This is a genomic window from Pedobacter sp. W3I1 (genome assembly GCF_030816015.1).
Lineage (GTDB): Bacteria > Bacteroidota > Bacteroidia > Sphingobacteriales > Sphingobacteriaceae > Pedobacter.
The window spans coordinates 153,628-177,016 of record NZ_JAUSXN010000001.1 but is presented as its reverse complement, the minus strand read 5'-3'; the positions used below and the strand labels follow the sequence as shown (position 1 = coordinate 177,016).

Here is a 23,389-nt window from a genome sequence, read left to right as displayed (position 1 = left end):
TGAATTAATGAGCAATAAAGACGTATTGAAAGGCGAATCGATAGATGGTTATGTAAAAATAGACCGTTACAACGAAGATAAAATTGAAGCTGTAGCTACACATTATAGAGATATTCTTGGCCAGTTGGGCGAAAATCCCGAACGCGAAGGTTTACTAAAAACACCTGAACGCGTGGCTAAAGCGCTGCAGTATTTAACACATGGTTACGATTTAAAACCTGATGAAATTCTGAAGAGTGCCATGTTTGAAGAGGATTATAGTCAAATGGTTGTGGTTAAGGATATTGAAGTGTATTCGATGTGCGAACACCATATGTTGCCATTTTTCGGTAAAGCACATATTGCTTATATTCCTAACGGGCACATTGTTGGTTTAAGTAAAATTCCACGTGTCGTTGATGCTTTTGCCCGCCGTTTACAGGTACAGGAACGTTTAACGAACGAAATTAGAGATTGTATTCAAAATACCCTTAGCCCAATGGGTGTTGCGGTGGTGATAGAATGCAGACACTTATGCATGTCTATGCGTGGCGTACAAAAGCAGAATTCGGTAACCACAACATCAGCCTTTACAGGAACTTTTTTAAGTAACGATAAAACAAGAGCCGAGTTTTTAAGGTTAATTACCGCAAGTTTAGATTAATAGTATTTAGTAGAAAGTAATAAGTATCAAGATAAGGCAATAGATAAAAAACGCCAAACGCGATACGCCAAACTAATTATAATGAAAGCATATATTTTTCCCGGACAGGGAGCACAGTTTGTAGGTATGGGTAAAGATCTTTATGAGCACCCAAAAGCTGCAGCATTATTTGAACAGGCTAACGAGATTATTGGTTTCCGCATTAGTGATATTATGTTCAGCGGAACAGATGAAGAGCTAAAACAAACCAATGTAACCCAACCAGCAATCTTTTTACATTCGGTTATTTTAGCGAAAGTGTTAGGCGATGATTTTAAGCCAGATATGGTTGCAGGCCATTCTTTAGGTGAATTTTCGGCTTTAGTTGCAGCAAATGCATTAAGCTTTGAAGATGGATTAAAACTGGTTATTGCCCGTGCAAATGCGATGCAAAAGGCTTGCGAGGCGCAACCATCAACAATGGCTGCTATTTTAGGTTTAGCTGATGATGTGGTTGAGGAAATATGCGCTGAAATTGATGCTGTGGTAGTTCCTGCAAATTATAATTGCCCTGGGCAATTGGTCATTTCGGGCAGCATAGAAGGGATTGACTTGGCTTGTGCTAAATTAACAGAAGCAGGAGCTAAAAGGGCTTTAAAATTAAATGTGGGCGGTGCATTCCACTCTCCTTTAATGGAACCTGCAAAAATTGAATTACAGGCCGCTATAGAGGCTACTTCTATCTCTGCACCAATTTGCCCCGTTTATCAAAATGTTGATGCTAAGCCGTATACAGACCCAACTGAAATTAAAGGCAATTTAATTAAACAATTAACGGGTGCTGTACGTTGGACACAAACAGTAGGTAACATGCTTGCCGACGGTGCAACTGAATTTGTAGAAGTTGGCCCAGGTAATGTGTTACAAGGATTGGTTAAAAAGGTAAACCGCGAAGTACAAACCAGTAGTGCTGCGATAGCTTAATTTATTCAAATAGAATATAAGTGCCAACGCCATAAACTCAAAGTTTATGGCGTTGTTTTTTATCAATATTTAATATCTTTATCCGTAGATGAAAATGAGCTTTGGTGTAAAAATAAGATTTCTATTGCTTGTTTTGGGCTGTTGTCTCATTGCAACTTCTATTTCGTTGAGTCGGTTTACAACCAAAAGCGAACTCCTGGAGCATGATGCCGAAGAAATTCAACAGAACCTTTTGATTAAAGAAAAAACGGTGAAAAGCTTTTTGGCTGATAAAAATCAGGTTGCCAGGGCAAAACAGTTCCACCTCAACCCACAAAATGCGATAGATTTTATCAATACCTTCCGCAAAAACAGTGGCATAAACCTGTTAACCTATCAAAATAACCACCTTAAGTTTTGGAGCACCTATAAAGTTGCCGAAATAGATCCAACTACAATAAAAGAGGGGAGTTCGGTTTTGTTTTTTTATAACGGCTGGTACGAGGTGATTAAAAGTACCCAGGGTAATTTCAGCTTTATTTTCTTAATCACCATTCAATCTCAATATCCTTTTAAAGAAACAAAGTATTTTAAAAATGATATTGATCCAATTTTATCAACTACCAAAATATTAACGTTTGCATCTTTTACCGATAAGGATGTGTATGTAATAAAAAGTTCAGATAATAAGTTTTTATTCGGGCTTAAAGTTAAACCAGGGTATGCAGAAACCCACTATTCAGGCACACAATTATGGTTGTTTGTTGCGGGCATGTTATGCATCTGCATGTTTTTTAACTCCTTAAGTTCGTTTATTGCCAGGCGTGGACATATTGCCTGGGGTACTTTTTTGCTATTGTTTTTTTTCTTAACCTTTCGGTTAACAGATTTATATTACGGTTGGTTTAACCACAGGTTTACCTTAGATCTCTTTGATCCGCGAATATATGCCGATAATTTCCTGATGCCTTCGTTAGGCGATTTTCTGTTAAATGTAATTGCATTAACCTGGTTACTCTTATTTATGTATAACCATAAGGAACAGTATAAGTTTCCGGGTTGGATTAAGCGGAGTAAAGTAATTGGAGTTGTTATTCAGGCAGGATTAATGGTGTTGATAGGTCGGATAGTCTGGGATACTGATGACATTTTCTTCGGATTGATTTTTAACTCAAAAATTAATTTCGATATCGTAAATATCCTTAAACTCAGCGGAACCAGCTGGGTGGGTATTGTGATTTTATGTTTGGCCTGGTTTCAGATTTACCTGATAACTGTTGTTTCGGCAACGGTAAGCAGCCAGTTAAATGTAAGCAATAAAGAGCGGGTGATTATTTTTTTAATTGGCTTTGCAGGTGTTTTTATCTATAAGCTAGTGGTAGATTTTAATGCCTTTTTTATCGTTTTTGCCCTTGTATTATTTATTGTGGCGCGGGCTGTTTATTTAAAAGAGAAGAACTTTTCAATCGGTATGTTTGCCATCGTATTTTTCTGCCTGGCTTTTAATACTTCTATTAAATACACCAAGTATAAAGATATTAAAGAAAGAAGTTTACGCGAGCCTTTGGCCAGAAAAGTGCAATCATCAGAAGATCCGAATGCAATTATTGCTTTAGGTACTTTGGGCAATGAAATTATTAAAGATAATTTTCTGACAAGCTATTTTAGTCAAAACCGAAAAGGCAGTTATGCTGTACTCAAAAATCATATTAAAGATTATTTAGATGGTTATTTAAACCGATATGATTATCAGATCTATCCATATGATAGATTGGGTGCTGCGATAGAAAATTCTGATACACCACCGATTGATAAATATAAAAACCTGGTTGAGGCCGGGTCTGTTAAAATTGACGGATCTAACTTTTTTTATCAGGTTAACAATACATTTGGTTATCAGGATTACTTTGGCATCATCTCCGTTGTAGATAATGGCAGTTTATTAGGAACACTTGTTATCGAACTCCGGTCGAAGCCATATAATTACAACAATCGGCTACCCGATCTTTTGGGAGATCAAAAATTGATCAAAGATGAAGATTTTAAAGGTTATTCTATTGCCTTGTACAGCAATAATAAATTGCTTAATCAATCTGGAAATTATACATATCCTTTAGATGGGAGTGTATTTAAGGGTAAAAAAGATGATTTTATAATCAGTAATGATGATAAACTTCATTACAGCCATTTAATTTATAAACCTACTGATAGCAAAATGGTTGTTATTAGCAAAGAGAAGGTAGATTATGTGGAACGTTTAGCAGCGCTATCGTTTTTCTTCCTGATATTTATCATCTTCTCCTTGTTGCTTTATGGTTTAATATGGTTAATCAAAAACCTTGACGATGATAAAGTAGGCTGGTTTAGTATCAACAGGTCTTTAATGATTAATGCCAATAAGATTTTGTACAAAACCAGGATCCAGGTTTCTATTGTATTAGCCGTTGTGGCCACGCTGGTTATAGTAGGTTGGGGAACTTACTATTACATGAACAATGAGTACCTGGGGCAGCAGGGTGCTATATTGAAAGATAAGATAAGGAAGGTTCAGCAGAATTTTGAAAAGCAGATTTTTAGTAATGGCATTATTGCAAACGACGAGAACACCGCAGCAGATTTTAACAATTTTGCCGATATCAATAATGCCGATTTAAATTTATATGACCTGAGTGGCAACCTGATCATGACGACCTATCCAAAACTCTATAATTATAAAATTATCGGTAAAAAGATGGGACCATCTGCCTTTGCTTCTTTAGGAGGTTTGCATCGATCAGAATTTATCAATCCAGAGGAGAAAATAGGCAGTTTAACTTATGCTGCTGCATATGCCCCTATCAGGAATGCACAAAATAAAACAATTGCCTATATCGGCTTGCCAAATTACTCTACCGAAGAAGAATATACCGATAAACTGGCGCTTTTTGTAAGTAACCTGATTAATCTTTATGCCCTGGTATTTGTGGCTATTGGGGTATTGGCTGTATTTTTGGCCAATCAGATTACCAGCCCTTTAACCTTTATTCAGGAAAGTATTAGTAAAACGAAAATCGGGCAAAAGAACGAGCCTATTGTATGGCGTAGGCATGATGAGATCGGCTCTTTAATTAAGGAGTATAATCATATGATTGCGGCCTTGGAAGATAGTGCAATTAAACTGGCCAGATCGGAACGGGAGAGTGCCTGGCGCGAAATGGCGAAACAGGTCGCTCACGAAATCAAGAATCCGCTAACGCCTTTAAAATTAGGTGTTCAGTTGTTAGAGAAATCGTGGAGGGAGAAGGATCCGAATTTCGAGCTGAAGTTTAATAAGTTTAGCAAATCGTTTATAGAGCAGATTGATAGTCTTTCAAAAATTGCATCTGAATTTTCAAATTTTGCCAAAATGCCTGATACGAATTTGGAGCGACTTTCCTTATTGCCAATTATTGAGCAGGCAAGAGAGGTATTTAAAAGCACCGAAAACGTTACCATAGATGTGCTAAACAAGAGTGGGAAGGACATTGAAATCATGGCCGATCATGATCAGCTGTTAAGAACATTCAATAACCTGCTTAAAAACGCGATAGAAGCTATAGATGAGGAAACTTTATGTTGTATAACCATTATTGTTTATGTTGATCCACAAAATGCTTATATCGAGATCAAAGATAATGGTAAGGGCATTCCCCCAACGCTGCATGATAAGATATTTGTACCGAATTTTACGACCAAAACATCAGGGACAGGACTTGGCCTTGCCTTTGTAAAACAAGCGGTAGAAAATGCAGGCGGATCAGTTAAATTCACTTCCATTACCGGCTTAGGGACTACTTTCTATTTGAATTTCCCTTTAGCTAAATAAAAAAATGTGGTTGGTTAATGAGTGGTGTTAATTTTATCTCAATTCTACTTGAGCCTTGCCCATGGTATTGCCATCAGCATATAAAATTACAGTGTAAATACCTTTTATGAAAGGTTTAGGATTAGTCCAATCGATAACATAGGTGCTGTCATCGTTATTGTAGTTGATAAAAATAGAATGGCTGAACTGCATGTCCTGCCCATCGGCTTCAAAATGGTTTCCCTCGTCTGCAAGTAGATTCCCTGCCGGATCGAATACCCGAAGATAAATGTTGTGATGGCCTTTTTCTGCTAATTGGTTAGGGATAATATTAAAGCGGACGCTTAGTTTTTCTGCCGTTGATGATCTGGTTACTTCAACTTTTTTACCACTGGATTTTGTTCTGAAAGCGATAATTTCGGCGGTTTGAAGTTTTAATGCTGCGGCTGTTTTAACTTTCGCATTTAAGCTAGAATTTTCATTCTCTAAATTCGATGCCTTATTACTGATGTTTCTTAGGGTATTCTGTAAGCTATCACGACTATTTTTTAGAAAAATATTGTCTTTCTGCAGCTGAATAATCTGATCATTGTAGTTTTTTACAAATGTTTTCAGTTCATTAATTTGTGCATTGGCTTTGTCGAGTTCGCCTTGAGTAATCTGGTTTTTTTCTAAAGCAGTTTTAAGTTCTTCAATTTTCACGCGGGCTTGTTTTTGCTCTTCAACAAGCTTGTCGTTTAAATCTAAGTTTAAAGCATTAACCTTATCCAGCTCAACCTCAATCTTTTCTACCTCGAGTCGTAGTTTATCCTTTTCTGTGCTAACGGTTACAAACCTTTCGCTCTGCTTTCGATCTTTAAAAAACAGGAAAGCATTTGTGCCGATTAAAGCTGCAATAACGATGACCAGGAAGTAAATTTTGTTTCTATCACCCTTATTAATCTTTTGTGGTTCCATTTTTTAATAACGCTGTATCTTCTGTAAATTAATATACTTTTGTTCTCCATAGGTAAATGGGTGTACACAATTAATTTTAGCAGGGCACAAATTAAAATTTTTAATAAACTATAAGAGTTTTTAAAAAAAATCGTTTAATTGCTGATGTTAATTTGTACTCAAATCAACACAAACACACAACCTGAATAAAAAATAAGACAGAAATAATGCTTAAAAACTTCCTATACGCACTTTTATCTTTAACTGTAGTACCTTATATATTAAATGCACAACCTTTATCAAAAATTGCACCAAAAAGGGAGTTTAGAGGTGTTTGGGTGGCAACCGTTACCAATATAGACTGGCCATCGCGGCCAGGCCTGAGCATTGATCAGCAAAAGCAGGAGCTAATTGGTATTTTAGAAAGACATAAAAACCAGGGGATGAATGCTATTATTTTGCAGGTTAGGCCCGCAGCCGATGCATTTTATGCAAAATCCAGAGAGCCCTGGAGCCAGTGGTTAATGGGTAAACAAGGTTTGGCACCAGCGCCTGGTTACGATCCTCTGGCCTTTGCCATTAAAGAAGCCCATTTCAGGGGAATGGAACTTCATGCCTGGTTTAACCCTTATCGAGCCAGTATGAGCAGTACGGCTGTTTTGAGTGAAAACCATGCTTATCGTAAACATCCTGATTGGTTTTTTACCTATGGCGGCAAAAAGCAGTTTGATCCTGGTATTCCAGATGTTAGGGAGTATATTGTTCAGGTAATTTTAGATGTAGTGAAGGGCTACGATGTAGACGGCATTCACTTCGACGATTATTTTTATCCTTATAAAGTAGAAGGGCAGACCATTAACGATGGCAATACTTTTTATAAATACCCAAATAATATCTCTGATATTAAAGATTGGAGGCGCAATAATGTTGATTTGCTGATTAAACAGTTAGATGATAGTATTCACCATTATAAGAAATGGGTTAAATTTGGCATCAGCCCATTTGGCATCTGGAAAAACAAGTATGAAGATCCTGAAGGTTCCGCTACAAGTGGTTTATCCAATTATGCAGAGCTTTTTGCCGATAGCCGGAAATGGGTAAGGGAAGGTTGGGTAGATTATATTAACCCGCAGATCTATTTTACGTTTACCAGAAGAGTTGCACCATATGGTATTTTGGTTGATTGGTGGAGCAATAATACCTTCGGCAGGCATGTTTATATCGGGCAGGGTGCCTACCTGGTAAATTCGAGGGCAGAAGCTGCATGGAAAAATCTAAGTGAAATTCCGAATCAGATTAGATATATCAGAAATAATAACCGAATTCAGGGAAGTGTGTTCTTTAGTTCTAAATCGTTGAGTACGGTTGCAAAAGCTGTTGGCGATTCGCTAAAGAATGATTTTTATAAGTATCCTGCATTGCCGCCGCAAATGCCATGGCTGGATGAGGTTCCGCCAAATGAGCCTCAGGCATTAACAGCTGATGCACTAAAAGATGGTGTACATTTAAAATGGCAACTTCCGTTAAAGGCAAAAGATGGAGAAACAGCTTCAGGATTTGTAATTTACCGATTTAATGAAGGCGAAAAAATTTCGGTGCTCGATCCTAAGAATATTGTTAAAATAAGCTTTGAAGATTATCTTTCATATATTGATACCAGCATAGAAAGCGGAAAGCGGTATAGCTATCTCGTAACTGCACTAGATCGATTAAAAAATGAAAGTGAACCTAGTGGCCCCGTTGGTATCGAAGTTCCTTTAGCAAAAGAGTAAGCGCCTGTATCAGTCCTTTTTATTGGTCGATTCTCTTTCTACAACAGCTGGGTCAAGAACAATATGTTCCATATTGGCGTATGGGCTTTCCTGGTTAATCATTTTTAGGAACATTTTAGCACATTCCTTGCCCATTTGTGATGCATGCTGATCGATAGTTGATAAGTTGGGTGTAATGTAGGCAGAGAATGCTTCATTCGCAAAGCCTATTACACCAACTTCAGGTGGCGTTTCATCAATCTCTTTGAGTTTTTTAATCACGCCTAAGGCGGTAAAATCATCACCAGCAATAATAGCATCGGGTTTGTTTTTGCTGCGCATTAATTTGCCTGCACCAAAGCGACCGTCTTTAATGGATAAACCTCCAAAAATAATATGCTCTTCTATAAGTGGGAGATGATGATCAGTAAGTGCTGCTTTATATCCTTCTAGGCGATCGTTAAATATTTTAATCTGATGAACAGTGGTTACAAAGGCAATTTTCTTATACCCTTTATCAATTAAATGTTTCGTAGCGATATAACCTGCCTTGAAATCATCAAGTGTAATGGTAGGCACTTTTAATTCTAAATCGACACGGTCGAATAATATAAGAGGTTTGTTTTGTTTGATAATTTCGGCAAAGTGCGAAACGTCTTCTGTTTCTAAAGACAGTGAAGCCATAATGCCATCTACCTGTGCTTCTAGTAAAGTTCTTACGCCATTTATTTCATTCTCCACAGATTCATTGGATTGGTAGATAATAACGCGGTAGCCGCTGTCCTTCAGGCCATCTTCTATACAATGAATGATAGAGGCAAAGAAATGCGCCTGTACACTTGGCACAATTACACCAATAATATGCGTTTTACCAGATTTTAATGCAGATGCGAGTTTATTCGGGCTATAGTTTAGTTTTTTAGCCATTTCCACAACAGCCTTTCTGGTGGTATCGCTTATTGCCGGGAAGCCACTAAGCGCCCTGGAAACAGTTGATACTGTAATGTTTAGCGCTTTCGCTATATCGTATATGGTGGTTTTCTTTTTCAATAGGGATGGAATCGGTCAATTATAGCATAAATTTACTAAACCTTAATAATAATGTTCTTTTTATACATAAAATATAATAATACATAAAAACCGAGTACATAGGTTACCGCCCAAACTAATGAGGCATTTATAGGGCTAAAAAAAGGGGTGTAGCAAGTTTCATAAAAGTGGACCAATAATCCTGTTTTGGTGCCATCGGGTTGAGTAATCTGGATTAGGTTTAATACACGGGGCATTAATCCTGCTAAGAAAAAGACGGTTATGGCATTTACGCCATAAACCACAAAAGGAGTGGTGAATTTTTTGTAACCCTGAACATCGATGATCCAGTAACAAAGTGCCAGGCCTATAGAGGCTAATCCACCTGCATAGAGCACATAAGAGCTTGTCCAGAGGGCCTTGTTAATCGGGAATTGTAAGTCCCAAAGTAAACCTAAAATAACCGAGGCAATACCAGTGGTAAATAACCAGGCAACCTTAGTTGGATTGTCTACATCTTTTCTCCGCATCCAAACACCAACCAGAATACCAAATAAGCAGGTTCCTACTGCTGGTAATGTACTCAAAATCCCCTCCGGGTCCCAGGTTTTTGATGAGGCCCAGGTGTGTGCTTCGGTTAAAATTCCACGGTCGATCCATGCGGCCAGATTAGTTTCTTTTTCGAGGTTTGGGTAGCCAACTCCTGGTACAGGAATAAAAGTCATTAATGCCCAATAAACGGCGAGTATTACAATTAATGTTTTGAATATCGTTTTGTTAGATACTTTGATGAAAATGATACTGCTGATGATAAAAACAATACCTATCCTTTGCAATACGCCTAACAATCTTACTGTTTGGAAGGCCTCCCAAATGGATCTGTCCTCCATTATGGCGCTGATTATTTTTCCGAAAATGGCCAGGAAGAAACCGAGTAAATAAAGTATAATGCCACGTTTAATGGCTTTTATAATTGTTTTTTGATGTGTAGCGGGATCTGCTTTGCTGCTACTCATGGCAAATGCAATGGATACACCAACAATCCACAGGAAGAATGGGAAAATTAAATCGGTGGGTGTACATCCATTCCATTCTGCATGCTCTAAAGGTGCGTAAATATGCCCCCAGCTACCCGGATTGTTCACTAAGATCATTGCGGCTACGGTTAATCCCCTGAAAAAATCAAGAGATAGTAAGCGTTGTTTAGGTTCGGTCATGGCTAGCTTGTTTGGTTCAGCAAACTAATTTAGAGTATTGTTTTTAGAATGAGAAATTACTTCCGAAGTTTAGGAAGATGATTTGTTATCCGGAACAACGTGAAGGATCTGTTGCGAAGTGTGATTTTGTAGAATCAGTGGCTCTTCGTTACAGGTGCTTTGCGGTGCTATTAATGACAGATACTAAAAATCGGCGTCATCTCGACCGGAGCAACGCGGAGTGGAGAGATCTTTTGACTATGTTTAAAGATCTCTCCCCTGCGGTCGAGATGACGATTTATCTTAACCTGTCATCCAACTCCTTTGTTTTTGGCTAAAAAACTAATCCCTACCATTAACAGATTCCAATAAAGCGGTCGTCTTTCTCGCGCATGTGGGAATCTTAAAGCGCTTGCATTACGATTATCTACGATGAGCACTTCGTGGTTCCCAATCGAGTTACCAATGACAGGCTGTAAAATCAGTCGTCATTTCGACTGGAGCGCAGCGAAATGGAGAAATCTTTGAACTATGTTTATTAGAAAGTTTAAAGATTTCTTACTTCGGTCGAAATGACAATTTATCTTAACCCGTCATCCCCACTCCATTGTTTTTTTTCTAAAACTGACCTCTGGGAATGACGATATCTCGAGAGTATCATTTACTTAAAATTTCCTTGTCATTCAGACTGATCTTTATATAATAAATTTAGCTCTTAGGATGATAAATTGGAGGGAATGTTGTTTTTTGCCCCGGAGAGGCTCGGAAAAACATTATAAAGCCTGATGATTTCTTTGAAGAAAATCTGGATCATAATGGCAAAGCCTTATGTTCAATAAACCTGGCCGACAGCGTTATCCCGATTTAAAGTTAATTGTTTTTATCGTTTTTTTATCGGGATTAAGCAAAGGACAGGACTATTGGGGCCGAAGTACCACAGACACTGCTTTCCAAAAAAGATTTGCTCTTTTCAGTATATAGATGTCTCCGTTTCGCTACTCTTCATAGAGAAGATAGAACTTTCTTAATGATGCTTCGCTAAGCTCAGCATGACAATTTGCAGAGGCTAAACTTCGGAAGGAGGCAAAAAAAATCCTGCTTCGAATGAACAAAGCAGGATTACGATTTATTTTCTTTTTATTAATCTTCAAATTTCCAGCGTACAAAGGCTTCCATTGCTTCGTATTCTGCCAGACCAAGTTCATCATAAGCTTTGGCCGTATCCCGGTTACGGTCTTCGGCACGTTGCCAGAACTCTCTTGAATCGTCGCCAGGGAAAACTGCCCTGTCTTTTTGGCTCTGGTGTTTGAAAATAGCATATTTTTTACGCTCAAGCTCTTGCGGTGAAATTGGAACCGCCATTTCGATCTCATATGTTTCAAATTCGTGCCAGGCACCACGGTACATCCACAGCCAGCAATCTTGTGCCCAGGCTTCAGTTTTACGTAAGCGCTTTAATGCTGCCAAAATAATATTGAAACAAACAATATGCGTTCCATGCGGGTCTTCAAAATCGCCTGCTGCATAAACCTGTTGAGGCTTAACTTTTTGCAATAGCGCTATTGTAAGTTCGATATCAGCATCAGTTACCGGGTTTTTTTGAACCTTACCGCTTTCATAGAAAGGAAGTGCCTGGAAATGGATGTGGTCATCTTCAAGGCCGCAATATCTTGCACCAGCAATCGCTTCGCCTTTTCTGATCAGTCCTTTAACCGTTTGGATCTCTGGCGTATCAATCTGGTTTGGTTGTTTCTGCTCAATAAAGGCTCGCATCTTATTATAAAGATCCTTTAAGTGCGTATTGTCCATGCCCATTTTCTCCGTGAAATCTACATTGAACTCAACAAAACGAAGTGCATCGTCATCCCAAACCGCGGTATTACCTGAGGTTTGGTAAGCTACGTGCACATCATGCCCTTGGTCAACCAGACGGAGAAAAGTACCGCCCATCGAGATCACATCATCGTCAGGGTGAGGAGAGAAAATAATGACTCTCTTTTTAGCTGGTTCAGCTCTTTCCGGGCGTTGAGAATCATCAGCGTTCGGTTTACCACCTGGCCAGCCAGTGATGGTGTGTTGTAATTTATTAAAGATATGGATGTTGATGTTGTAAACTGGTCCTTTTTCAGTAGCCAGTTGCGCCATGCCGTTATTGTTGTAATCGTCTTCCGTTAATTTTAAGATTGGTTTTTTTAAGGTATTGGCCAACCAGATCACCGCCTTGCGGATCAAGGCATCTGTCCAAATACAATCTTTAACCAACCATGGTGTATCAAAACGGGTAAGTTCTGAAGCTGCAGGTGCATCAAGGATAAACTCCACATGGTCAGAAAGCTGAAGATATGTTGCTGGAACATCGCCTGAAATTTCGCCTTCAACCGCTTTTTTGATAATCGAAGCTTTTTTACGGCTCCAGGCCATTAATATAATTTCCCTTGCCTTGAAAATGGTACCGATTCCCATGGTAATTGCCTTTGTTGGTACAAAGGTTTTTCCACCGAAATCGCGTGCAGCATCACGGCGTGTTAAATCATCTAAGGTAACTAAACGGGTGCCAGAATTTGGTGCGGAGCCCGGCTCGTTAAACCCGATGTGACCTGTACGACCGATACCTAAAATCTGGATATCAAGACCACCAAGATCACCGATTTTCTTTTCGTATTCCAGGCAGAAAGCAGGAATGTCTTCCAGTGCAAGCGTGCCATCAGGGATGTGAACGTTTCTTTTATCAATGTCGATATGATTGAAAAGGTTTTCGTTCATAAACGTAACATAACTCTGTGCCGCAGTTGGCGCCATTGGATAATATTCATCCAGATTAAAAGTAATTACGTTTTTAAAACTTAAGCCCTCTTCCTTGTGCAGTCTAACCAGTTCGGCATAAACTGCAATTGGAGTAACACCTGTTGCTAAGCCCAGTACTGCAGGTGTGTTGTTTGCTTGTTTTGATTTAATGAGCTCGGCAATGCGGTGTGCTACATTAATTGAAGCAATTTTTGGATTTTCGAACACGCTTACTGGTAATTTCTCGAAACGTGTCTCCTCCAGTAGATTTAATCTAGCCATTTTTTTTATATGGATTTTAATGTACGGAGCAGCAAATATAGAGAGTTATGCCCAATTTGTAACAAAGGTTATTTACTTTTATTGCAAGTATTTATATAAAATTCGATTAAAGTGTCAGACAAACGTTTGATCTTTTAAGATAAAAAAACCAATATGAACGCACAGATTGAAAAGTTGTATTCGAAAGCAGGGAAATCGGAACGTTTAATTATAGGATTGATGAGTGGCACATCAATGGATGGACTGGATATTGCACTTTGTCTGGTTAAAGGAAGCGGTGCTGAAACGGATATCCGGATTTTAAAATTTAAAACAGGTGATTATACTGATGATTTTAGGGCTAAAATAAAAGCCATATTTTCAAAAAAAGAAGTCGACTTACAGTTGGTGTGCCTGATGAACGAGCATATTGCAAATACCCATGCGCAGCTCATAAACGAAGCGCTGAAAGAATGGGGTTATCAAAATGAGGCTATCGATTTTATTGCCAGCCACGGCCAAACCATTTTTCATGCGCCAAAATCCCTGCATCAACTGGCCGATTACCCCAATGGTACATTACAAATTGGCGATGGTGATCATATTGCGCTAAGGACTGGTATTATCACACTTTCTGATTTTAGGCAAAAACATTTGGCTGCTGGGGGCGAAGGTGCGCCATTGGCTGTTTATGGCGATTATTTAATGTTTTCGAAGGCTGGCGAAGATCGGGTAATGTTAAATATAGGTGGCATAGCAAATTTTACGTACTTGCCAGGCAGTATCGATGCCAGTGAAATTTTTTCAACGGATGTTGGTCCCGGAAATACCTTGATGGATCAGTACATGCAAAAACATTTTAATCAATTTTACGATAAAAATGCTGCTGTTGCATTGGCAGGAGAATCTAATCCCCATCTATTATCTGCATTGTTAGATTGCAGTTTTTTTGATTTAGATTTCCCTAAAACCACAGGGCCAGAATTATTTAATCTGGAATATTTAACCAGCGCTCAAGAACAGTCTTTAACAACAGATTTAAGTAAAGAAGATGTAATGGCTACCTTGTGCCATTTTTCTGCAGAAACCATTGCTAATGCCATTAAACGCTGTTTTGGTAAAGATGCTAAAGCTCAGGTTTTTATGAGTGGAGGCGGAATGCATAACCCTTTATTGGTACAGCTTCTTCAAACCTGGCTGCCTTTTTGTAAATTCCTAACTACTGAAGATTTAAATATTAATCCAGATGCAAAAGAGGCTGTTTTGTTTGCTGTTTTGGCCAATGAAACCCTGTGCGGAAAACCGATTAATTTTGGCAACCGGCAAGGTGTACCTTCGGTTTGTATGGGTAAAATTAGTTTGCCAGCATAATAAAATGCGATAGTTTTACGGGATTGTAAACCAGTTTGTACCAGTTAAAGATTTGGTTTGTGCGGTATTTTGTTAAATTTGTTTTAACAAAATCTTCTAACAAAACCAAATTTTATGGAAAAAAGTTACCTAAAATGGTCACCAGGATTTTTCGCAATTTTGTTGATCCCATTTCTGCTGCTCTTATTTACAGAGATGGCGCAGGCACAAAACAAACGGTATACCATAAGTGGTAAGGTTACCGATGCCGCAAATAACAGCCCTGTTCCGGGCGCTGTTGTAAAAATTCTCAATACCAATCTCGTGACAAGCACAAGTTCGGGCGGAGCATATAACTTTTCGGTTGATTTAGCACCAGGTAAATACCAGATCCAGGTTTCCTTTATTGGTTTTAAATCAAATATCGAATCGGTAACACTGGGTGATAATACCACCGTTCAGGCAAATAGTGCTTTGAGCGGCGATGCAGTGGGGCTCGATGAAGTAATTGTCACCGGTACCTCTCAAGGAACTACCCGTAAACAGCTCGGTAGTTATGTGAGTACAGTAAAGGGTGATGATTTAAACAAAGCACCTAGTGGAAACGCACTAGCTTCATTACAGGGTAAAACACCCGGTGCACAGATCAGTCAAAATTCTGGAGACCCGGCAGGCGGAATTTCAGTTCGTTTAAGAGGGGTGAGCTCAGTTAACTCATCTTCGGAGCCACTATACATCATTGATGGAGTAATTGTAAATAATTCTACAACCAGAGTAACCAATACATCAGCCAATTATGATGGCGGGAACTTTGTTGGAAGTATCGGACAAAACCGGATGGTGGATATTAGTCCATCTGATATTGATCATATTGAGGTTTTAAATGGTGCGGCAGCTGCAGCAATTTATGGATCGAGGGCAAATGCAGGAGTAATCCAGATTTTTACCAAAAGAGGTAAAACTGGTGAGCCGCAAGTGAGTTTTAATACCAGTTTAACCATAAGTGAGCTGCGTAAGCAAATTGAAGTAAATCAGTCGCCATTTAGGTTTGGGGATAATGCGAACTCTGTAACGCAAGATGTCATTCAAACAGTTCCACCCACTCCTGGTGCCACTCCTGTTTTACAGACCGCAAAAACTCCAGTTACCAGATATAACTATCAGGATTATATTTTTCATACGGGTGTAGGTACAGATAACTCCGTTTCTGTTTCTGGTGGAAACGATAATACCAAGTTTTACACGTCGGCTGGTTATTTTTCTAATCAAGGGATTATAAAGAATACAGATTTCAAAAGAATGAACTTTAGGGCAAATCTGGATCAAAAGATTAATAACTGGGCTAAAATGACCGCTGGCTTTAACTATGTACACAGCGATGCCAATGAAAAACCAGATGGAAATTCATTCTTTTCGCCAATGAACTCAGTTACCATTATTGGTAATTTTCATGATATTTTTGCAAGAGATATACTCGGTAACTTACAGGCTGTTGGCGAACGCGGCCGTGTAAATCCGGTTTCTGTTATTGAAGACATCAAGCAGCGCCAGTTTACTAATCGTATAATTGCCAATTTAGGCTTAAAACTTAATCCCGTGAAAAATCTAACTATCGATTATACCATGGGGGTTGATAATTCAATTCAAAACGGAACAACATTTATTCCGCCCTTTACCTATAATGTAAGTACGGGCTTTTATGGTGGCGGAGCTAGTTTAGACCCGTCATTAAATGGTTATGCCAGTGCGGCAAATGCAACAACTACGCTGTTTAATAATGAATTAAATTTTACCTATGATGCAAAAATATCTGACTTATTAAGTTCGACAACGCAATTAGGTGGATCTTATCAGTATCAGAAAGATTTGTTTAGTTTGTTAAATGGTAGGGGGCTGGCACCACTTATTCAAACGGTTAATGGGGCGAGTACGATATTACCCAATAATGATAACCGCTCAGAATTCTCAATAAGCGGGGCCTATTTACAACAGAATTTTAAATATAAAGACCATCTTTTTGTTACGGGAGCAATCAGGGTCGATCAATCAACTGTTTTTGGTGAAGGCAACGGAACACAGTTTTATCCGAAAGCAAATGTAAGTTATGTGTTGTCATCTGCTAATTATTGGAAGGATCTTGGTGTATCTTCCTGGTGGAATGCATTTAAACTTCGGGCAGCGTATGGCGAATCGGGTAATTTAACCGGCATTGGTGCTTACGATCGTTTTAACGTGTATTTACCTAGCGCCTTAAATAGCAAAACATCACTGGCATCCAACAGCACGCTTGCTAATACTGATGTTAAACCAGAGCGTCAAAAAGAATTGGAATTAGGTACAGATATGTCGTTTTTTAGTAACCGTTTGGGCCTAACATTTAGCTGGTACAATAAAAGTGTTAAAGATTTATTATTGGGAGTGGTAATTGCTCCAACTACAGGGTATTCCAGCCTTTTGGATAATATTGGTGGATCGCTTAAAAACAAAGGGATAGAGCTCATGCTCACAGGTGTACCATTAAAAACCCAAGATTTTACCTGGACATCAACGCTAATCTACAACAGAAATAGAAATAAAATAGTGGGTTCAGGCGCACAGAGATTAATTTCAACCAATGCTGGCGCACCTGTTTCTATCACTGATGGTTATCCGGTAGGTGTTTTTTATGGAACATATTTTGAGCGGACACCAAATGGAGATATTGCAACAAACCCTGCCGGTATTCCTTTAACTGCAGGTCAAGCCGCAGGTAATGTTCTGCGTAAAGTAATCGGCGATCCGAACCCAGATTATACAGGGTCTTTTGTTAACGATTTTACTTACAAAAAATTGAGCTTACACATTCAATTGGATGCTGTTCAAGGTGGGGATGTATGGAATGCAGATTGGAGAACTCGTCAAGGCGTAGGTAATGGCAAGGTTGCCGAAGCAGAGCAGCTTGGCCAATTGCCTAGAGGCTATGTGGCTGGTGCGTACAATGTAGAAGAATGGCGTATTGATGATGGATCTTTTGTGAAATTGAGAGAGATTTCTTTGAGCTATAATATTGGTCAGGTTAAATTCATTAAAAATTTAACGGTTAATCTTAGTGGAAGGAATCTGATTTCGTGGGATAATTACAAAGGCTACGATCCTGAGCTGAACTCCGGTGGTCAATCGACAATTTTGAGAAATATCGATTTCGGCTCAGTGCCTATTCCACGTACTTTTTCTTTCGGTTTACAAGCTAAGTTTTAATTTATTGGAAAAAATAAATCATATTAAGATGAAAAATTCAAGATCAAAATATATTCGCTACACATTTTTCTTTGCAATGGCCCTTTCACTGGCTGCTTGTAAAAAGGAATATTTAAATCCTAACGGTGCTGTAGCTGATGATGTGCTCCTTTCTGCAAGAGGTTTGACCGGGATTACGGTTGGTCTTCAGAAAAATTTCTCCACAACAAGGGCAGGGCTCCTATATGCAGCAATTACTGTTAATGGCATTACGACTAATGAGTTAATTTCTGTTAATACAGGAAATACCAATGAAGACCGGCTGATGACGGGAGGAGTGCAGGTAGATGGTACAAATTCGGTGTTACTAAATGTTTGGACCAGTTCAAATAAGATCATTTTTGATGCAGATAATGTGATCAATAATGCTGCTAATCTCGCCGATAAAGGTTTGGCTTCAGGCTTAATTGCACATGCCAGTATTTTTAAAGCCTTGGCATTGGGTAATTTATCGGAATTTTGGGAAAAAGTTCCAGCAGGAACCGGGCAAAATGTAAGTTTTATTACAAGGACGGAAGGCTTTAACAAAGCTATTGCAACTATTGATAATGCTTTGGGCCTAATTGCAGCAAACCCAATCAGCACCTCGTTTTTGAGCAACATTCCTACGGGAGTAGATATCCCGAATACGCTCAATGCTTTAAAGGCTCGTTATGCGTTGTTTGTTGGCAATTATGCCCTTGCCTTAAGTAGTGCCAATGCTGTTGATTTAACTAAAAGGTCGGCGCTAACTTATGACGCGCAAAATCTTAATCCCATTTTTGAGATCGCTACCTCTACCAATAATGTAATTCAACCTAAGAATATAAATTTAGGACAGACTGGTGCTAATATTCCAGATGCAGGCGATGCCAGAATTCCATTTTATACTACAATTAATACAACTGTACGTATTAACGGTTTTGGTGCAGGTACTTTTACCCAATTTCCCATTTATCTGCCAGGCGAGATGACCTTGATTAAAGCAGAGGCTTATGCCCGTCAAGCTACACCGAACTTAACTTCGTCACTTACTGAGCTGAACAAGATCGTAACCAAAACTGCCGCAACTGATCCTTTTGGAGTTGGGGCGGCACTGCCAGCACTAACAGGTCCTTATACGCAACAACAGCTTTTAGATCTGATTTACAAGCACCGTTGTATTGAGCTTTTTATGTCGGGATTAAAACTCGAAGATATGAGAAGGTTTAACCAGCCTTTAGCCGATCGTAAACGGAACTTTTTCCCTTATCCTTTCGCAGAAAGAGATAATAACACTAATACCCCCCCAGATCCAGCGTTCTAGCAGATGAAAAAGTCCCGATTTTCGTCGGGACTTTTTTTATAAAATATTCAGCTCCTTTTCGCGGTAGCGCGAAAGCGATTCGTGATCTAAATCCAGCTCGGTTATCAAATAACTAATGCTTTCTATTGGGCAAACCCTTAATCTTAAAGCAATGTCTAATTTCTCAGAAATGCAGAGTACAGCTGTTTTTTTTGCACAGGCCAGCATGGCCTTTTTAAGTTGGTTAATTTCCCAGTAAGTATCGGTAAGGCCTTCGTCGGGGTGGATCGCGCTCGTTCCCATCAGGCATAAATCGGCCTTAATTTCTGATAATTGTGTAATTACCTGTCCGCCATAGGTAACCTGCGAATTTTTGGAAAACAACCCGCCAATCAAAATCACTTCGATATTATTGTATTTGGCCAGTTCTACTGCAACCAACGGACTAATAGTGAAAAAAGTAGCAGATAAGCCTTGTGGAAGCAGCTTTACAAACTCTAAAATTGTGGTTCCTCCACCCGTTAAAACCACCATGCCGTCCTTTATTAGCTGAACGGCTTTTTTGCCAATGGCAATTTTACTATCCCTTGCATAAACCGTACTATCATCGAAGGAGCTGTGGTACGATTTAGATAAAGCGCCTCCATGAACCTTGTAAAGTAGGTTTTCATCAACAAGTTCCTGTAGATCCCTTCTGATGGTATCTTCCGAAACATTGAGTAATTGTACCAGATCTGATGTGAGTACCCGGTTGTGCAGGTTAATCTGGCGCATAATGAAGTCGTGACGTTCTTTTTTCAGCATAAGTAGGTGTCTGGTTTTAAACGAATGTATAAAAGATTTTTAGATTTTTTAAATATTGCGTGTTTTTGCTTGTTTTTGCAATAATATATGGTTTGGTGGTAGCAAAAATCTTTGCTATTTGTTTTTTTTATCAAAAACATTCATCATATTTACTAAACTAACATCAAAACTGCGTGAATATGCGTGTTTGATAAACCGGAAAACAAATTTTATTCCTTTTTAACCAACTTTCTTACTAACTAATTATGAAGAAAAAACTAGTCTTTAGTTTTATCGGTATGATTATGCTGTGTGCACAGGTTTTTGCGCAACAGCTAACCATTACCGGTAAGGTCAGCTCTGTTGACGGCCCCATTCCCGGTGTTTCCATTCGGGTAAAAGGGAGTACCATCGTATCACAATCCAACAGTGATGGAAATTATGCTATTAAAGCATTAAAAACCGATGTACTCATATTTTCCTATGTTGGATATAAAAGCGCTGAAAGAACTGTGGGGACCAATACAATCATTAACGTTAATCTTTCTGCTGATGCCAGCAACCTTAACGAGGTTGTAGTTACTGCCTATGGGATTGACCGCGATGTTAAATCATTGGGTTATTCTACCCCGAAGGTTTCTGGTGCAGAAGTAGCCGAAACCCAGAGGAACGATTTTTTTGGAGGCTTACAGGGCCGTGTTCCTGGTTTATCCATTAATAGTACCAATGGAAACCCGGGAGCCTCTGCACAGATTGTTTTACGCGGATTTGTATCCATCAGTGGCGATAATAATGCCTTGATTGTTGTAGATGGTGTGCCAATTAACAACAGTACCTTAAATCAAACAAGAGAACTTGTTTCAGGTGCGGCGAACAGAGATCAGGATTATTCTAACCGGGGGATGGACATTAACCCAAACGATATTGAAAGTTATGTGATTATGAAAGGTCCTGAGGCTACAGCCTTGTATGGAAGTGCCGGAGCAAGTGGTGCGATCTTAATTACCACAAAAAAAGGAAAAGCCGGTCGTGGAAGCATTAACTATAACAACTCGTTTAGGGTAGAACAGTTAAATAAATTTCCAGAGATACAAACCAAGTATAATTCAGGGCTTTCTAACGGCGTTTACGATGGTGGCTCCTCTAATTTTTTTGGACCTGCATTTTTACCAAGTACACCACTTTACGATAACATCCATAATTTTTTTGAAACGGGTTTTACGCAAAAGCACAATTTATCTTTTGAGGGTGGAACTGAGCAGTTTTCTTATCGCTGGTCTAACGAATACACTGATACTAAAGGAACAATTCCTACAACAGGTTATACCAGGTTTTCATCGCGGGTTACCGCTGTCGGTACCATCTCTCCGGTATTAAAATTAACAACCACTTTCAATTACATTAATTCTAATAACGACAAGGCTAATAAAGGTGCTAATGGATCTTTGCTTCAGTTAATGCGGTTTAGCTCAGCATACGATGTTCAGAATTATCAGGATGTTAACGGAAACAGGATTTTGCACCTGGCAAGTATATATTCTGAATTTGATAACCCGCTTTGGGATGTTGTTAAAAATGTGAACAACGATAAAGTTAACAGGTTAATTGCCAATACAAATGTGGAGCTAAAACCAACCAAATGGTTAAGGATTAATGGAATTATCGGCGCTGATATCTCCAATACGAAAGGATTGTCGGTATACCACGCCCAGTCTTACCGTGGTTCTGGCTCTGCTGCGGCCCCAACAGGAGGAACGGTAATGACCTATGATCAACTAACCAAAGTATTTAATGGATCGTTAACCGCCAGTGCCAAACATAAAGTTGGCGATTTTAACAATACCTATGTTATTGGTGCCACCTTTAACAATTATAATTCTACCACCGATTCTCAGCGTGGCACAAACATGTACGATCCAAATTTTTACAGCATAAACAATACACTGCCCACAACGCAGCGTACCTTAACCTATGTAAACCGTTACCGTACGATTGGTGCTTTTGCGCAGGCTATTTTAGGTTATAAAACTTTATTGTATTTAACCTTATCTGGCAGGGTTGATGGTGCTTCACGTTTGATGCCCAATAATCCATATTTTGCCTATCCATCAGCAAGTTTGGCCTTTAACTTTACCGATCTGGCCTCAGTTAAAACTGCATTGCCTTGGTTGGATAATGGCAAGTTGAGAGCCTCCTATGCTTTAACGGGTAAAGAGCCGTGGAGAGAGTATTCTACAGGCACAAACTATGAGGCCAAAAGATTTACAGGCGGTGGTTATGCCTATTCGTACTATGGTGGTAATCCCGACTTAAAACCAGAGGTATCTGAGAACTTTGAAATCGGTACTGAAATGCAGTTTCTGAAAAACCGGATCGGACTGGATTTTAACTATTACAACCTGTTAAGTAAAGATCAGATCATTAACCCGCGTTTAAGCTATGGTACAGGTTTCGTATTGGAGATGATGAATGGCGGTACCGTACGTAACCGTGGTATTGAAGTACAATTAACAGGTAATCCGATAAAAGGCAAAGATTTTAACTGGAACACTACGCTTAATTTTACCCGCAACCGAGGTGTGGTACTATCGCTGGCAAATGAACTTCCAGAGCTTTACGAATCTGATACCTGGGTAGTTGGCGAAATCAGAAGTGCAGTTCATCCGGGTTACAGTACAGGCGCAATCAGCGGAACCAGGTTCGATCGAAATAATAGGGGCGATATCTTGATTAACACTTCATCTGGCTTGCCAACAAGCTCTGATACACAGTATTATCCTATTGGAGACAGAAATCCAAAATTTACATTGGGTTTTGTAAACAGATTTAGCTACAAAGGCTTCAACCTCTCTTTCTTATGGGATTTAAGATATGGTGGTGATGTGGTTAATGGTACTGAATACGATTCTTATAGAAAAGGAATTAGTTTGAAAACTTTAGACAGAGAAGTGCCTCGTGTAATTAAAGGAGTTTTGGCCGACGGATTGCAAAACACAGCCAACCCTACGGTTAATACGATTGCCGTAACGCCTTTTTATGCTTCTAATTACTACTCTTTAAACGTTTCGCCAGAAATGTTTGTAGAAAGGAATATCAAGACCCTCCGTTTGAGGGATGTTACGCTGGCCTACGATTTTCCGCCATCACTGGTTAAGCGAATAGGATTTATCCAGAGTTTTGGCGCATTTTTTACCTTAACCGACTCCATACTCATTACCAATTATTCAGGTGGCGATCCTGAAAGTAATGCAAATTCGCCAGGTGTTGGTGGAATTGGTGGTTATGGAATTGATTATGGTAATGTTGGTAAACCAATAGGTTTTAATGTTGGATTTAGGGTTAAATTATAGT

At 39.1% G+C, this 23,389-nt stretch carries 13 protein-coding genes; 8 read left to right on the top strand and 5 right to left on the bottom strand.

Features of this window, described 5'->3' with window-relative positions:
- Positions 1-7: 7 nt before the first annotated feature.
- The 3 genes from folE (at position 8) to QF042_RS00705 (ending at position 5,429) form a co-directional block, all read left to right on the top strand.
- Positions 8-643: a GTP cyclohydrolase I FolE gene (folE, locus tag QF042_RS00715; RefSeq protein WP_307524339.1), complete on the top strand. Its 636-nt coding sequence runs from the start codon at positions 8-10 to the stop codon at positions 641-643.
- A gap of 81 nt (positions 644-724) precedes the next feature.
- Positions 725-1,606, top strand: a complete 882-nt coding sequence (fabD, locus tag QF042_RS00710) for an ACP S-malonyltransferase (RefSeq protein WP_307524338.1) — start codon at positions 725-727, stop codon at positions 1,604-1,606.
- An 88-nt stretch (positions 1,607-1,694) separates the two neighbouring features.
- Positions 1,695-5,429, top strand: a complete 3,735-nt coding sequence (locus QF042_RS00705) for a HAMP domain-containing sensor histidine kinase (protein WP_307524336.1) — start codon at positions 1,695-1,697, stop codon at positions 5,427-5,429.
- Positions 5,430-5,462: 33 nt separating this feature from the next.
- Here the strand turns inward: QF042_RS00705 and QF042_RS00700 are convergent, their stop codons facing one another.
- Entirely contained in the window at positions 5,463-6,365 is a 903-nt protein-coding gene (locus QF042_RS00700) for a hypothetical protein (RefSeq protein ID WP_307524334.1), read from the bottom strand.
- A 206-nt stretch (positions 6,366-6,571) separates the two neighbouring features.
- Here QF042_RS00700 and QF042_RS00695 point away from each other — a divergent pair, with 206 nt between their 5' ends.
- Positions 6,572-8,116 carry a glycoside hydrolase family 10 protein gene (locus QF042_RS00695; RefSeq protein ID WP_307524332.1) on the top strand — a complete coding sequence of 515 codons (1,545 nt, stop codon included), beginning with the start codon at positions 6,572-6,574 and terminating at the stop codon, positions 8,114-8,116.
- 9 nt (positions 8,117-8,125) lie between these two features.
- On the opposite strand, the gene QF042_RS00690 is transcribed toward QF042_RS00695, so the two are convergent.
- From QF042_RS00690 to nagB, 3 genes are all read right to left on the bottom strand, one after another.
- Positions 8,126-9,145, bottom strand: coding sequence for a LacI family DNA-binding transcriptional regulator (locus QF042_RS00690; protein WP_307524330.1), 1,020 nt, complete (start codon positions 9,143-9,145; stop codon positions 8,126-8,128).
- A gap of 35 nt (positions 9,146-9,180) precedes the next feature.
- Positions 9,181-10,341: an acyltransferase family protein gene (locus tag QF042_RS00685; RefSeq protein ID WP_307524327.1), complete on the bottom strand. Its 1,161-nt coding sequence runs from the start codon at positions 10,339-10,341 to the stop codon at positions 9,181-9,183.
- Positions 10,342-11,460: 1,119 nt separating this feature from the next.
- Entirely contained in the window at positions 11,461-13,386 is a 1,926-nt protein-coding gene (gene nagB / locus QF042_RS00680; RefSeq protein ID WP_307524325.1) for a glucosamine-6-phosphate deaminase, read from the bottom strand.
- Positions 13,387-13,539: 153 nt separating this feature from the next.
- Between nagB and QF042_RS00675 the strand changes: the two genes are divergently transcribed.
- The 3 genes from QF042_RS00675 to QF042_RS00665 all read left to right on the top strand — a co-directional run bounded on the left by QF042_RS00675 (position 13,540) and on the right by QF042_RS00665 (position 19,276).
- The gene (locus QF042_RS00675) at positions 13,540-14,736 is read left to right on the top strand and encodes an anhydro-N-acetylmuramic acid kinase (RefSeq protein ID WP_307524323.1); all 1,197 of its coding nucleotides are present in this window, start codon (positions 13,540-13,542) and stop codon (positions 14,734-14,736) included.
- A 114-nt stretch (positions 14,737-14,850) separates the two neighbouring features.
- On the top strand, positions 14,851-17,952 hold the full coding sequence (locus QF042_RS00670; RefSeq protein WP_307524320.1) for a SusC/RagA family TonB-linked outer membrane protein: 3,102 nt from the start codon (positions 14,851-14,853) through the stop codon (positions 17,950-17,952).
- 28 nt (positions 17,953-17,980) lie between these two features.
- Positions 17,981-19,276: a RagB/SusD family nutrient uptake outer membrane protein gene (locus tag QF042_RS00665; protein WP_307524318.1), complete on the top strand. Its 1,296-nt coding sequence runs from the start codon at positions 17,981-17,983 to the stop codon at positions 19,274-19,276.
- 36 nt (positions 19,277-19,312) lie between these two features.
- On the opposite strand, the gene QF042_RS00660 is transcribed toward QF042_RS00665, so the two are convergent.
- Positions 19,313-20,059 carry a DeoR/GlpR family DNA-binding transcription regulator gene (locus QF042_RS00660; protein WP_307524316.1) on the bottom strand — a complete coding sequence of 249 codons (747 nt, stop codon included), beginning with the start codon at positions 20,057-20,059 and terminating at the stop codon, positions 19,313-19,315.
- 245 nt (positions 20,060-20,304) lie between these two features.
- Here QF042_RS00660 and QF042_RS00655 point away from each other — a divergent pair, with 245 nt between their 5' ends.
- Positions 20,305-23,388 (top strand): SusC/RagA family TonB-linked outer membrane protein, encoded by a 3,084-nt coding sequence (locus QF042_RS00655; protein ID WP_307524315.1) that lies wholly within the window; start codon positions 20,305-20,307, stop codon positions 23,386-23,388.
- Position 23,389 lies beyond the last annotated feature (1 nt).